Here is a 14,049-nt window from a genome sequence, read left to right as displayed (position 1 = left end):
CAGACGCGGCCTGAGCCTATAAACCCCACGAGTCAATCAAAGTGGGGGCAGTCCCTACTGTCGGCAATGTTGTGTATGGGTTTTGCGTCGATCATCGGCGGTGCCACGGGTTTCGGTACTGCTCTGATCGCAACACCGTTGATGTTGCTCGCAGGTGTCGATGTAATTGAAATTGTTGTCGTCAACTTGATAGTCGGGCTGGTGACGAGGATAGCTGTGAGTGTTCAGCTGCGTGAGCAAATCGATTGGGGCAGAGTCGCACTCTTGGGCTGTGCGAGTCTGCCTGGAGCCTGGCTCGGGGTCCTTACCGTCAATATGCTCCCCGGTCAGTATCTCAAACCTGCCGCGGCTGTGTTGACAGTGCTGTGCGGGCTGGCGATGGTGCTTCCGTCATCGCCGAATCCCAAACCTCCTTCTCGTGCGACAAATATTGCAGTAGGTATGGTCGGTGGTTACTTCAGCACCACGACCTCTCTCAACGGCCCGCCGGTCGTCCTGCTACTCAGCGGGCGAAATTGTCGCCGATGAGCTTCATCGGCGACCTTGCAGGCTATTTCGTCATCACGAACACCTTGTCTCTTGCGCTGCTGTGGGCATACACGGATGTGCAACCGATCGCGATGTGGCCGATGATTGTGGGCTGCATCGTCATTGCTTTGTTGGGCAATGCTTTTGGAATGTGGATCGCGAGAAGATTGCCGGTCAAGGCGTTCAGGTCCTGTGTTATTGCTCTGGTCGTGATTTGCCGGTGCGCTCACGATCATGTTTGCGTAGGGCACGTGTCTTTTCCGAACTACTTCACGGCGGGGACGTGGAACATGTTGTACTGCAACCCCTCTTGGTTGATATTGTCGTCGACGGCCAGTATTTCGGTAACGCCGCGGTCGGCCTTCAGCGTAAATCTGTTGGCGCTGAACATATCCGGATAGGTGCCACTGATCGGTTCGACCCCGTAGATGTACTCGTCGACAACGTCGCCGCTCGCGCTGTCGAACATGATTACCCGGGAATCGGTTCCGCTGGCGGGAGAGGGGATCTGGCCATCCTGCATCAGTGAGTTCTCGGTGACGGCGACTATCTTCGAGCCGTCCGGTGAGAACGTCAATCCTTCTAACGCAAGGTTGTTGCGGACACCGGTCACCTGGACGCCACTGGCGTCGGCCGCCGGAAGATATTGCGACGGTGGTGCATAGTCGCGAACGAACTCACCCTGTGCGGTCGCCCGGCGAACGAGCGGTGCGATCAACTTCGACGCGTCGCCTTTGCTGGTGTATACGATGTCGGTGCTGTCGAGCACACGGCGAATCGACTCCGGATCGACGCCCTTCTTCGGATATGGTTCGCCACCCTGGCCCGCGATAGGCGTCATTTCTGTCACAACCTGTGTGTCCGTGGCGAAGCGGCCGTCAGGACCGAGAATGAGTTCGAGTGTGTAGAAGCGTGGCCGAGTGCCACACCGAACGGAGTCAGGCCGTAGGTTACTTGCATGGAGTCAAGGTGAGTGGCCGTGAAACCTTCATTTTCAGAGGATGTTTCAGTGTTTGAGCATGCTCCGAGCGCTAGGAGCAGTGGGATTGTGACGAGTATATGGCGAGTTCGTTGTTGCATGCGGCGACCGTAGAGGCGGCATATTAACGAAACTTGACTCGAGTACTGCGTATCGGCAAGGTTCCTCGTCCTGTACGTTTACCTGCGCATGTACTTCATGAAATCCACTGGTCCGGATTTGTTCGGGCAGCATCAACAACCTGGTTGATTGTGGTGATCGTGAGTGCGGGCTGTTCGGTCTGGACGTAGTGGCCTGCGTTCGTGTCCAGCACGAGTTTTGCATGCAGTCGTTCGGCCAGCGCATTTTGACCCGCAAGGTGGGCGGCGAAGATGACCTGACCGAAGTCCATCGGGATAGCTGGCGGCAATTCGCCTGCAGCAGCAATGGGTTCAAGGCTATAAGGCTGGTCCGAGGTGAGGATGGCTGCCGGCATGGGTTGAGGATTACCGGCGTCCCGCAGGGACTGGAAGGTGGGTTCGAAGTTGCTTTTCTCCTGATTGTACGGCTCGAGGTCCGGTGAGTAATTACTGTTGAGCGTGAGCCACCACTCCTGCTCCTGCGGGGTGAGACCGTCGTAGAGCAGTTCGGTGAGGGTGTCGACGAGAACCACGCCGTCGACGTCCGTGGTATATGTGTCGGCGTAAAGCCGGGCGATTAGCCCGCCCCAGGAATGGGCGACCAAAACAATCGGACCCGGGATCTCGGCTGCGCTCAGGAGGGCGTGAAGGTCCCGCACCCCGTCGGCTGCGGTGGTGGGTTGAGGAACGGGGGTAGAGCGACTGGCCTCCACGTGTTCTCCCGTGATAGTCACTGTCCCGGGACGGTCATAGGCGCACACACGTGTCGTCTCGGATACGCCGGAAAAGACTGGCGGGCCGGACTGTTCCGGGGTTGCCGCACTCTGCCATATATCGCTTCGGTCGCTCCGGCCCGAGACGAGTACGACGGTGGGCGATCCTGACCCCTGACACGTCAGATACATGGCGCGGCCTCCGCCGATGTCCACGAGGCCGGAGAAGTCTGCACTGATTGCGGTGCTTGGCGTCGGGGTGCTCGAGCATCCGGTTGAAACCATTGCTGTGCAGGCGAATAGAGCTATCGCGAGCCGTGATCCAGCATTCATCATGTCCGTCTCCTCGTGAGCGGGGCAGCGACGCGGCCGGAGCCTGGCCGCGATGTCGACTGTTCGAGTGGTACCCCGATCGCGGTAGTGGTATCCGTGAATCCTGCCGACAAGTTGGTCGCATTGTGGCACAGTATGGATTAGATCGAGTCGACTTGACATGTTCCTGTAGAAGGTTTTTTAAATATGTTCTCTATCAACATGTTTCATGCATCGGTCGCGCTTGTTTGTCGACGAACCTGACATGCGCACTGGCGCTTCATGGTCAGATTCTCGAAACACTCTCGGTAGTAGCAGAGTTGATCACGAGCGGTACCACCTTGTCGGCGTGCCTTCTCCTGGATCATGTAGCGGACCCATTGAATCACCTGGCAGTGCTTGTAGAGATCGAAATGACCTGCGTGAGCTGACGATGTGCTTGCCGTCGCGCACAACAGAAGCCGTCGTTACTCTGCACGATCTCATCTGATTTCCGTGAAGTGCCTCGGAAAGTACTGCATCGCTGGCACTATGAACAAAACGACTGATGAAGGGATGAGATCGTGCCGGGGATCTACCGAGTAGCTGCAGCTGGCGGCGCATTGTCCGTTGCGCCGGCGCCGGTACGTGAGTATGACGCGTACCCGGTATTTCCCCGATGGCGATCGCATTGTGTTCCAGAGGGCACCGAAATGCCGTCTACTCCCGGGATGGAAAGACGATTGTGTTCGCCAGTAATCGTGGCGAGACTCCGGCAGAGCGGATAGCACAAAATCCGTCCTGGGACCGCACGTTCATTTCTGACTAGCAGCAATCTTTATTCGAAAGGTCTTTCAATTATGCGTATCTACAATATTTTAGGTCGCGCTTGCCTCGGAACAGGCTCGGGCGCTGTTGATGTCGAGATTGCGAGCGGCGGGGCGTTCTCGGCAGATGTGCAGAGCCTATACTCCCGATGGGATGAGTTCACTACATGGGCGGCGGATTTCGACGGTGCGCCGACGGTCGCAATCGAAGAGTCGGAGCTTGCGAGTCCGGTGCCGCTGCCTCCACAGATCTTCGCGATCGGCCTGAATTATCGTGACCATGCCGTGGAGTCGGGCTTGGATATCCCCGAGATCCCGGTTGTGTTCGCGAAGTTTCCCGCCTCGGTGGCCGGTCCGTACGATCGGATTCTCTTGCCTCCGGGAGCTGTCGATTTCGAGACGGAACTCGTTGTTGTCATCGGCAAGCCGTCGCAAGGTGTGAGGGCTGCAGATGCATGGAGCCATGTGGCTGGACTAACTGTGGGACAGGATCTTTCGGAGCGCCATGCACAATGGGCCGGAACTCCGCCGCAACAGTTCAGTTTGGCCAAGTCGTTTCCGGGCTTCAGTCCGATCGGTCCGGTTCTGGTTACGCCCGATGAGTTCGAGAACCCCGACGACCTCCAGCTCGGTTGCAGCATCAACGGAGTCGAGATGCAGAAGAGTCGCACCAGCGACATGCTCTTCACGATTCCGGAAGTGATCGAGTATCTCTCTCGGATCGTGCCGCTTCTACCCGGAGATGCCATCTTCACCGGCACGCCGGCCGGGGTCGGTTTCAGCCGTAACCCGAAAGTCCTGCTTGGCCAAGGGGATACATTGACGACGTACGTGGAGGGGATCGGCGAGATGCGGCATACCTTCGGGCTTCGGGGCGAATAGCTACAAATATGGTCGAACCAAGCCGAAGAACGCGGCGCTGAAGATCAAGCCGAGCGTGCCCACGGCCAATCCGACCAGTGCGTCGACAGGTAGGGATCTACCGCGCTCCGGCGGTCGTTGACCGATCGCGAATACCCCGGCAGCGATCGCGCCGATGCCCAGGACGATGCCCAATCCGAAAGCCCAGAAAACGAGCACCGACAGGGCGCCGAGCATCTCTGACCTCTCGCTCCAGGTCGCGACACGTTGTGACGGAGTCGGCGGCGGCCATTTCGGCTCCGGGGACAACGTTGCCACGAAACTCTGGGCGCGATCACGAATCGACTGGTCGTTAAGAAGCATTGCGTACTCCACTGAATGAGGTGGTGCGGCGGTCGGTACTGCTCGTCTACCCCGTCTGAGCGGATCTATGCGGCCACGTTGTCAGCTGGTGTCGGAATTCGGATCGAATTCACAGGGCGATGCCAGGAAAGTGGCGTTGGCGGGCGTTGACTGGACTCATAGCCTGAAGACGGGCTGAAACGATAGAACTAGCGGGGCGTGAGACGAGTGAAGTGGCCTCGCTGCGATCACGAAGGATTTATCATGAACGACACCAAGAAGGCTCACTCACAGCACCGGCTTGCCCGGATTGCTGTCATCGGGTCGCTGGTGATTCTCCCGGTGGGACTCTTTGCTGCACCGGCATTCGCGGACACTCCGACTGCTGTGGATCACTCGGCGACGCAGGGCGCCTATCCCGTCGGCGTCAGTCATCACGATGGCGACCGTGACGGCGACCGTGGCAACCAGAACTGGAACAACCAAGATCCAGGCCGGTGGAATCAGAACAATCAGTGGAATCAGAACAATCAGTGGAACCAGAACAACAATCAGTGGAACCAGAACCAGGGCAATCAGTTCAACCAGTGGGTTGCACCTAATTTGAATCCGTTCGGCTCCTTCGGAAGCCTGTAACCGCGTCAACTACCCTAGAGGCGTCCGATTGCTCGCGGAAGCAAATCCGAGCCAGGTGTGACGGTTGCCGGCCCAGCACCATCCGACTTTCGGTGCATTCTTGTTGTCGCGTCCGTCGCGTCCGGTGCCGTTGCTGATCCACAGTGCGGGGGTGCGGGAATCGAGTGCGCCGTTGGGTTTACGCAGTCGCGAGCCGATGGTCATGAAGCATTTGCTGCGTTCGAGGGCGTCGGGGCACTGCAAGAGCCAATGGATTCCCTCGGTGAGGGTCAGCGGTGTGCGCTGGGCTTCGATCATTGCGGGCAGTGCTTCGTCCGGACTCCAGTTGGCCATGTCGTCGCCGCGATCGACTCCTTCGAGGAAGTGAAGCGAATTATCCGGCAGCGCACTGTGTTCGGTGGGAAGGAACTGGTCGACGTCAGTCATGTCGGTGACAATGAAGCCTTGCTTGCCGTGGAGACTGAGCAATGGTGCCAATACTGATGCGGGAGCGTACTTTTCGTGGATTGTCAGTAGCGCGCCGGGAGTGTGCGCCTGTGTTGCGGCGACCCGTAGGGCTTCTGCGGGGAGGCCGGCGAGTTGGTGAACTCCGAGTTCGATCAGTCGTTTGGATTGCTGGTCGAGTGGGGGGAGCGTTGAAGGCATCTGTCAATTGTACGGACTCTCGCGAAGGTGATGCATTCATGGAAATGGATGACCATGATTGCAGTGCAAAATTATGGGTATGCCAATTGATCAGTATGACAGTTGATTCATAAATACATGCGATGTATTTGCAACGATTATTCCGACCGGTCATGTATTGATCTAATATTCACGAATGGCATATCTGACTCGTAAGAACAGTATTGCATTAATTTTTGTCGGTGCAGCGTTCGTGGCTTCTTGCTCCGATGCGCAGGATATGACGCAGGCAACCTCTTCGGAATTCGCTGCAACTGCGCCGTCTTCCAGTCCTGCTCTGGCCGTTCTTACTCCGGTGACTGCTGCGATTCTTGCTCATCCGATACCGGTGACAGCCACCGACGGCAAGGTTCACCTCGCCTATGAACTTTTTCTGACGAATACGCTCGCACAGCCGGTTAATCTGCGAGGTATCGTGCCAATGGCCGACGGGGCGCCGTTGCAGAGTCCGATTACCGAAAATCTCTTGCCCTGGGTCAAGGTCTTCGGGGCTACGGAACCGATAACGATCCTGGGCCCCGGGCAGTCGGCACTGGCGTGGTTGGATGTGACTGTGCCGTCGCCGGCCGACATCCCGGAGGTGATGGAGCACCGGATATCGCTCCAGGTCACCAGTCCGGATCCGCCTCTGCTGCCGGCCGATCTGACGGAGACCGTTGCACGTACAGCGGTGTCCACGAAGTCTGCGATCACAATCGATCCGCCGTTGAAGGGTGAGAACTGGCTCGACGGTAATGGTTGTTGTTCGGTGACGGCGCATCGCGGCGCTGTCAGCCCTCTCAACGGTCAATTGTTCGCACCCGAGCGGTTTGCCATCGACTATGTTCAATTGACGTCCGATGGGAAGATGTTTAACGGAGATCGCACTTCGGTCAACAGCTATCCGTACTACGGGACGGATGTGTATGCGGTGGCTGCCGGAAAGATCGTGTCAATCGTGAACGATCTTCCGGAGCCGACGCCGGGTGCCAACCCCACGGGGTTGACCGTTGAGCAATACGGTGGAAATCATGTCGTTCAGGATCTTGGAGACGGCCGATTCGCTTTCTATGCTCATCTGCAAACAGGGAGCGTGCCGTTCAAGATTGGCGACAACCTGACAGCGGGTCAATCATTGGGCAAGCTGGGTAACTCCGGAAATACCGATGCTCCCCATCTGCATTTCCACATCATGGATGGGCCGGATCCTTTGGCGTCGAACGGCCTTCCATTCGAGATTCGTTCGTTTGATCTCACCAACCAGATCGCGAATATGGACAACCTCGCCGACGTCACGGACACCGGTGGCGCAGCACAGTTCGCGACGGGAGTGGCCACTGGTCCCCGCAGCAATCAGATGCCGCTCACACTCGATGTCATGACGTACGACGTAGCCGCCGGCTAATCAGTAGGCTTGTGTAAATGGGAACCGGTAGGCAGAGGTGGCTGGCCCGATCAGCAGTGGCGGCGATGTTCGTGGCCGTCGTCGTTCTTCTTGTCTTCGCCGGCTTGAAGACGTTGATGCTCCTGATCCTGGGTGTCGGAGCCCTGGTCGTGAGTGTAGTGGCGGCCTACTGGTTTCTGACCAGTCGCGGCTTTCTGCGGTGGTTCGCCCTGTGTGTCGGGGTGTTGACTCCGATAGTGGTTGTGGTCTTTCTCGTTCGTGCGCACCTACTTTGGGTGGTGCTGTTGACTTTCGGGTTGTTTGTCGTGGCAGCGCTCTGCGCCCGCGCAGCACTCGCGGATGACCCGTCGGATGTTGTTGTCCCGGAATATCCGTCGACGCCTCCCCTCCGGCCGTTTCTGGTGATGAATCCGTATTCCGGCGGAGGCAAGGTCGGCAAGTTCGGATTGCGTGAGAAGGCAGAAGCGTTGGGCGCAGAGGTTTTTGTTCTCGATGCGGACCACCCGGTGGATGTGGCGGAACTTGCACGCAAGGCTGTCGATGACGGAGCTGATCTACTCGGGGTGGCCGGGGGAGATGGAACGCAGGCCCTCGTCGCGGCTGTCGCGGCGGAGCACGGTCTGCCGTTTCTGGTGATCAGTGCGGGGACGCGAAATCATTTTGCTGCCGACCTCGGTCTGGACCTTCAAGATCCGTCTCATTGCCTGGATGCGCTGACCGACGGCATCGACATCTTCGTCGACATCGGGACGGTCGGCGGCCGGACGTTTGTCAACAACGCGTCGTTCGGTGCGTATGCGGAGGTGGTGCAGAGTCCGTCGTATCGCGATGCCAAGACCAGCACTGCCTTGCGGATGCTTCCGGACGTACTTACCGGGCAGGACGGCGCGCACCTGATCGCACACGTTGCTGGCAGCGTGATCGACTGCCCGCAAGCGGTATTAGTGAGCAACGGCCCTTACGAAACTTCAGACCTGGCAGGTCTCGGTCGTCGCCCGCGATTGGACTTGGGAACACTTGGTGTTGTTGCTCTGTCGGTGACAAATACGCGTCAGGTGATTGGATTGCTTCGCCGCACGCATCAGCACGGACTCACGCAGGCAACGACATCCGAGGTAATCGTCGACGCAAACATGCCGTCTATCCCGGTTGGCGTCGACGGAGAAGCATTGCTGATGCCGACGCCGGTGCGATGTACGGTTCGGCCGGCTGCTCTTCGGGTCCGGGTGCCGCGCCACCGTCCGGGGGTGGCGCGGCCGAAACGAACCTTCGACCTGGTGAAGTTACGTGAACTGGCTAGCTTCCGAAGGGGCGACGCATAACCTGCCCAGTCGCCAGGATACGTTTCGGATCGTGTGTGTCAGCCAGTGCGCTGAGCCAGTGCGCGGTGTCTTCGTCGTAGGTCAGTGCGATTCGTTCGGGGTCGGTGCTGGGATCGGTGCTGGGGGAGAAGTTGGGGAGTGTGCCTCCGGCGGCCCACCGCGAGAGTGCTTGTCTAATGGAGTTTGCATGCGGGACAACAGCATCAGCGATGGGCGGAGCAAGAACTCCGATGACGAACAGGGTGAACGCGCCGTCCCGGTGGCAGAAAGCGCTCCGATGACGTGGTTCACGAGCCAGTGCGCCGCTGCCTTCCGAACTCCATTGCGCTGTTTCCTCTTTCGTAGCTGTGGTGCATGCGTCGAGTACTTCGCTGGGATCGGCCAGTGGCAGAGCGGAGAGAAGGTGCTGTGCGCGTCGACTCGAACGGTCGGGATCGACGGATGCGACGCGGCGCCCGAGAACAGAACGGACCGCAGCGGGAATCGTTTTGCCCCAATGTTTGTCGCGTGGCAATTGAGAATATTCGGAGACGAACAGTGGATTGCCGCTGGTGCGTTCCTTGAGGACGTGGGCCTCATCTGAGGTCAGGGTCTCGCCCGAGGCTTCGCGTGCCAGTTCGGTAACTTCGCACGCAGACAGCGACGGAAGTTCGAGGTGGCGGGTTCCTTCTCCGTGCAGCACGGCATCGATCAAGGTGCGTACGTGGTTACTGATGTCCGAGTCTCGGAGTGTGAGTACACACCAAACTCGAGACTTGCGCACTGTGCCGGCAAGGTATGTCAGGCAACGTGAAGTCGCCGGATCCACCCACTGGATGTCGTCGACGACGATGGTCAACGATGTCGCACTGGCTGCCGCATTCTCGACCACGTCGAGAATGCGTTCGTACAGGGTGAATCTGGCCGCGTCGGGATCTGTGTCAGTCGGAAGTGTGAGCAGCACGTCCGGGTCGGCACCCAAATCTCGAAGCCCCCTGCGGATAGGCCACCATGAGGGCGCTCCGATGTCTTCGAGGCATCGCGTCCATACGGTTCAGACACGCATCGAAGTGGTTCTGGCAGAGCATTCTTCGGCAAATCTGGTCTTCCCTATTCCAGCAGGCCCGGTGAGGTGGCCAGCGCGGAGAGTCGCTGCGAACGGCATCGAGCATACGATCGGCGACTGCGGATTCCTCGGCGCGTCCGACAAAATCTCGGAAAGATTCTGTGAGATCCGCACTGGATGGCGTTGTTTCCTCGACGGAATTGGAACAAATTGTGCACCTGTCTATTCCGGATTTCGTGGCCAGGCGACGAGAGTCGGTTCCTGGCGCAGTATTGTGCTCTGCAGTGCACGCAGTTCGTCTCCGGGCGCCACGCCGAGTTCGTGATCCAGCACGGACTCGTACAGCCGGAATTTCTCGAGCGCGTCGGGTGTCCTCCCAGCCTGGTGTAGCGTCAACATTCGTAGCCAGCACGTCTGGTCTCGGAACGGGAATTCAATACGCAGGTAAGAGGTTTCGACCAAAGCGGGTTGTAGTTGTCCGAGTGCGAAGAGTGCGATGACTCAAGTTTCTCGACGTTCCGTGCGCATTTCTTCGAAACTGTTGGCCTCTGGAAGAGTCCAGTTTTCATCGCCGAGACCTTCGAGCAGGGCGCCGCGAACCAGACTGAGCGCACGCTCGGATTCTTGCAGCGCGGATTCCCATTCGAGGTCTTCCGCGAACCGCCGTGCCGCGTCGGTCGCGTCGAGAAAATCGCTCAGGTCTACTTGCTCCTGCGCAATGTCGAGAAGGTAGCCGGGCGGTTGACGGACTATCGGCGATGCGGCGCCGGGTTCGACGCGTAGTGCTCGGCGCAGGTTGGAGATGTAGGCCTGGATGCTGGCCATCGCGCTTCCCGGAGCGTCGTCGTGCCACAGTGCCTCGATCAGACGATCCGTGGATACGACGCGGCCACGGTGGAGGAGAAGTGCAGCGAGGACGATGCGTTGTTTGCGGGGACCGAGATCGACGACGTCGCCGGGAGTGGCGGTCCTGGCCACTTCCAGTGGACCCAGCAGGCGATAGATCACAGGTCTCTCCTCGATGCCGGCGATTGCCGGACCGTTCGAGTGTAATTATCTGTTGCACGCTCTGCGGTACAAAACGGTCAATTAGCTGCTGCGTTACTGGAGTCTCAGTCTTCATTCCCGATGCACGAAGCGCCACCGCTCGATCGAAGATATTCTGTCCCAACCGGTTAACCTTTTATCATGGTGAACGATCGTTGGGTGCGGCGCGTGATGGTGGTGGAGGATCAACCACTCATGTGCACGCTCGTCGGCAGCGCCCTCGAACATGCCGGGTTCACAGTTCATACGGCCACCACCGCAGCCGAGGCGCTCGCGGTCTTCGACGGATTCGATCCTGACCTGTTGGTGACGGACGTGGATCTCGGCGCGCGACCCAACGGAATCGACCTTGCGAACATCGTTGCGGTGAAGGCGCCGGCGTGCGCAATTGTGTTCCTCACCAACTACCCGAATGCGTCGTCGGCACCCGGATCGTCGGGAGTGCCACCCAAGTCACTGTTCGTAGACAAGGGTTCTGTCCAGTCGACGGACCAGTTGGTGGAAGTTGTGGAGACGGCACTGGCGGAGAGTTCACTGCCGGACGGCGGCGCTGCCGACTCCCCGCTGGCGCATCTCACCCGCTCACAACTCGACCTCCTGCGATACATTGCGCTGGGCTGGTCCAATGCTGCAATCGCAGCACATCGAGGGTCTTCGATCCGTGGGGTCGAGAAACTCATTGCGCGCACATTGGGCAGCTTGGATTTGGTACATGATCCGGCGATCAACCCGAGGGTGTTGGCAGCGGGAATCTTCATCCGCCACTTCGGGCCGCCTGAGGACATCGACTCCGCATGAACCTGGGGGGCTGGTGGCATCGGCTCGGTGATCGAAACACCGTTACCTCGTGGTCGTGGATTCTGACGCTGCCGTTTGCCATCACGTTGATGACAAATTACTACCTGTGCACCGGGTTCCGCGATGTTGCGCTCATGTCGGTGGGTGCACTGCTCACGCACTGCGTTGTGGGCATCATGCTGCTGATCACTCGGGAGCTTCTGCGGGCACGACCGTCGCCGTGGCCGGCCCTCGTGGCGTTTGCCGTGATCGGTGCGACCCGGCCGTTTGTTCTCGATGCGACTACGGCTGGGCTTGACCTTCCGGTGGATCCTCGGCCGATGCTGGTTCGGGTGGCTCTCAATACGGTGTGCAGCGTAGTTCTGTTGTCGCTCATCGGACTCTTGGTGGGGGCGCTGCGGGAGCGCATCGAATTGCAACGCAGTTTGCTTGCGTCGCGCAGTGCACTGGCTATGCAACAGGTACGTGATCGTTACCGACTCGACGAGGTACGTCTGCACTGTCGGCACGAACTCGAGCGGAGGATCGCTGCCGTGATGGGCACGGTTGCGTACACGGAACTCGAAGGGGCGCAGGGCGCTGCGCTCCTGCGACGGATATCCGACGAGATCGTCCGTCCCATGAGTCATCGACTCTTTCGGGAAACATCGCGTTTGGCAGAAGCACCGCGGCGTGAGGCACGGCCTACGTTTGTAAGGATGACGGCTCGTGACCGAGTCGCCGGCGTCGTGCGTTCGGTGGAAGCAGCACCGCTCTATGGTCCTGTTGTCGCGTATACCGTTTTGACCGCGATCTATCTGTTCGTTACGTACGGCGTGGTGTTCGCTCTGGTCCAGATTGCCGTGGGATTTGCCATACTCGTTCTCGGCAATCTGGCTGCAGTGAAGGTGGTCCGAGCCGAGAGTCCTTTGGCGAGAATCGTTTCTCTCACCGCCGCCTACGGACTGGGTGCATTGACGAGTAGCGCTGTGACGTACGTCCTGCTGGCGGTGTTCGGGTATACCCCGATCTTTTACCTCTCGGTTATGGTCGTGTACCCGTTGGTTGCCTTGATCATCTGTTTGATCCGGGCTGCCGATCTTCAACGTCGGGACGAAGAGCAGCAACTGCGCGCTGCGCTCAGCGAGCAGGCGCGCGAGGCATCTCGAATTCACGGTGAACTCAACGCAAACCGGCGCAGACTCGCCGGTCTATTACACAGTTCGGTGCAGGGCGAGTTGATTGTAGCGTCATGGCTTTCCGGGGATCACAGTTCTGTCGATGTGGCAGGAACGCTGACGCGGATCTTCGAAGAGATCGAGAACTCGGTGCCCGGATCGACGGATCGGCATGGTGATTCGGATGCCCGCTCTCGAATCGATGAAGTTCTTGCCGTGTGGCGCTATGCAATTCCGATAGACAGTAGTGTCGACGACGCGGTGTCGGCGCTGGCTCCGGCGGGATCAGTTCGACTCGACGCCGTGGTCCACGTCCTGTCCGAGGGGTTGACCAATGCTGTCAAACATGGCATCGGCGGACCGGTAGGTGTCGAGATTGGGTGTTCGCAGACAGGGTCTTTGGTGGTGCAGATCAGTTCGCCGGGAACCCTGCCTGCGGTGGGTGATTCGGGTATCGGCCTGGCATCGATCGCTGCAGTGGTATCAAGCGTCACGCTCGTGCAGCGGTCCCGCGACGTTCTTCTGACCGCCGTGCTCGATTGACTGCGCCCGGGATGCTTGTCGTGGAGGCCGTACATTGCAACACCGAGCCGATGACCTGTTTGTACGGTTTCTGGAATGGAATCGATTACTGCGCAGCTCATCCCACTAGCCACCGGAATTATCATCAGTCCGATTCCCTTGGTTGCGATCATCGCGATTCTGCTGTCGGTCAGATCGAAGGCCAATGCCTTCGCCTATACCGCGAGTATCGCTGTTGCTGCCGCCGCGATCACCGCGGCCACGGCATTCTCGACCACCGGTGTCGCCTCGGCGAAGAGCGGTGGCGGGCACACCGTACAAACAGTATTTGCCGTCGTGTTCACCGCCGGATTCCTGGCGCTTGCCTACTCGAGTTGGCGCGGCCGCCCCAAGGGTGATGCCGAGCCGGCCCTGCCGTCGTGGCTTGCGCAGATCGATACGATGCAGCCGGCAAAAGCGGCGGTCCTGGGGCTGCTGTTGACCGTTCCGAATGCCAAGAACCTGCCCCTCGAATTGAAGGCGGGCTCGATCATCGGTGGCGACCACCTTTCGTGGGTCGGGATCCTCGTGTACTCGGTGCTGTTCGCGGTAGTTGCATCAATCGCGTTGATCATCTTGTCCGCACTTGCCGCGGTGCCGTCGGAGCGGGTGACTGCGACTCTGAGTGCCACCAAAACTGCACTGATTCAGCATAATTCGGCGATCATGACCGCGCTGTTTCTGATGCTCGCCGCGTTGGAACTCTCCCACGTCGTAGAAGCGCTCTCGAAGTAACACACATACATTGAGGAGAA

Annotated in this window: 12 protein-coding genes and 2 pseudogenes; 8 read left to right on the top strand and 6 right to left on the bottom strand. The window is 59.0% G+C overall.

Features of this window, described 5'->3' with window-relative positions:
• Positions 1–66: 66 nt before the first annotated feature.
• Complete coding sequence (locus tag QM600_RS15440; RefSeq protein WP_349307263.1) at positions 67–528, top strand: TSUP family transporter; 462 nt, start codon at positions 67–69, stop codon at positions 526–528.
• Between the two features lie 265 nt (positions 529–793).
• Here QM600_RS15440 and QM600_RS15435 read toward each other — a convergent pair.
• A pseudogene (locus QM600_RS15435) lies at positions 794–1,456 on the bottom strand (esterase-like activity of phytase family protein); the annotation flags it as partial.
• Positions 1,457–1,703: 247 nt separating this feature from the next.
• Entirely contained in the window at positions 1,704–2,675 is a 972-nt protein-coding gene (locus QM600_RS15430) for an alpha/beta fold hydrolase (RefSeq protein WP_283262357.1), read from the bottom strand.
• 815 nt (positions 2,676–3,490) lie between these two features.
• Between QM600_RS15430 and QM600_RS15425 the strand changes: the two genes are divergently transcribed.
• A complete protein-coding gene (locus QM600_RS15425) occupies positions 3,491–4,339 on the top strand; it encodes a fumarylacetoacetate hydrolase family protein (RefSeq protein ID WP_283262355.1) in 849 nt (282 codons plus the stop codon).
• Here the strand turns inward: QM600_RS15425 and QM600_RS15420 are convergent, their stop codons facing one another.
• On the bottom strand, positions 4,340–4,681 hold the full coding sequence (locus tag QM600_RS15420; RefSeq protein ID WP_283262354.1) for a hypothetical protein: 342 nt from the start codon (positions 4,679–4,681) through the stop codon (positions 4,340–4,342).
• A gap of 243 nt (positions 4,682–4,924) precedes the next feature.
• On the opposite strand from QM600_RS15420, the gene QM600_RS15415 reads away from it, so the two are divergent.
• On the top strand, positions 4,925–5,296 hold the full coding sequence (locus QM600_RS15415) for a hypothetical protein (RefSeq protein ID WP_283262353.1): 372 nt from the start codon (positions 4,925–4,927) through the stop codon (positions 5,294–5,296).
• A gap of 9 nt (positions 5,297–5,305) precedes the next feature.
• On the opposite strand, the gene QM600_RS15410 is transcribed toward QM600_RS15415, so the two are convergent.
• The gene (locus tag QM600_RS15410; protein WP_283262352.1) at positions 5,306–5,941 is read right to left on the bottom strand and encodes a DUF5701 family protein; all 636 of its coding nucleotides are present in this window, start codon (positions 5,939–5,941) and stop codon (positions 5,306–5,308) included.
• A gap of 175 nt (positions 5,942–6,116) precedes the next feature.
• Between QM600_RS15410 and QM600_RS15405 the strand changes: the two genes are divergently transcribed.
• On the top strand, positions 6,117–7,364 hold the full coding sequence (locus tag QM600_RS15405) for a M23 family metallopeptidase (protein WP_283262351.1): 1,248 nt from the start codon (positions 6,117–6,119) through the stop codon (positions 7,362–7,364).
• A 17-nt stretch (positions 7,365–7,381) separates the two neighbouring features.
• A complete protein-coding gene (locus QM600_RS15400; protein WP_283262349.1) occupies positions 7,382–8,686 on the top strand; it encodes a diacylglycerol/lipid kinase family protein in 1,305 nt (434 codons plus the stop codon).
• Here QM600_RS15400 and QM600_RS15395 read toward each other — a convergent pair.
• Together QM600_RS15395 and QM600_RS15390 are read right to left on the bottom strand one after the other, a co-directional pair.
• The gene (locus QM600_RS15395; RefSeq protein WP_283262348.1) at positions 8,661–9,629 is read right to left on the bottom strand and encodes a hypothetical protein; all 969 of its coding nucleotides are present in this window, start codon (positions 9,627–9,629) and stop codon (positions 8,661–8,663) included. The genes QM600_RS15400 and QM600_RS15395 overlap by 26 nt on opposite strands.
• A 324-nt stretch (positions 9,630–9,953) precedes the next feature.
• Positions 9,954–10,709: pseudogene (locus QM600_RS15390) on the bottom strand (AfsR/SARP family transcriptional regulator).
• Between the two features lie 210 nt (positions 10,710–10,919).
• Here QM600_RS15390 and QM600_RS15385 point away from each other — a divergent pair.
• From QM600_RS15385 to QM600_RS15375, 3 genes are all read left to right on the top strand, one after another.
• A complete protein-coding gene (locus tag QM600_RS15385; protein WP_283262347.1) occupies positions 10,920–11,576 on the top strand; it encodes a response regulator in 657 nt (218 codons plus the stop codon).
• On the top strand, positions 11,573–13,276 hold the full coding sequence (locus tag QM600_RS15380) for a sensor histidine kinase (RefSeq protein ID WP_283262346.1): 1,704 nt from the start codon (positions 11,573–11,575) through the stop codon (positions 13,274–13,276). Before QM600_RS15385 ends, QM600_RS15380 begins: the two co-directional genes overlap by 4 nt.
• A gap of 75 nt (positions 13,277–13,351) precedes the next feature.
• On the top strand, positions 13,352–14,029 hold the full coding sequence (locus tag QM600_RS15375) for a GAP family protein (RefSeq protein ID WP_283262345.1): 678 nt from the start codon (positions 13,352–13,354) through the stop codon (positions 14,027–14,029).
• Positions 14,030–14,049 lie beyond the last annotated feature (20 nt).

This window comes from Rhodococcus sp. IEGM 1379, assembly GCF_030056815.1.
Taxonomy (GTDB): Bacteria; Actinomycetota; Actinomycetes; order Mycobacteriales; family Mycobacteriaceae; genus Rhodococcus_F.
Note: the sequence above shows the minus strand (reverse complement) of the source record. Positions and strands in the feature narration are given on the sequence as shown.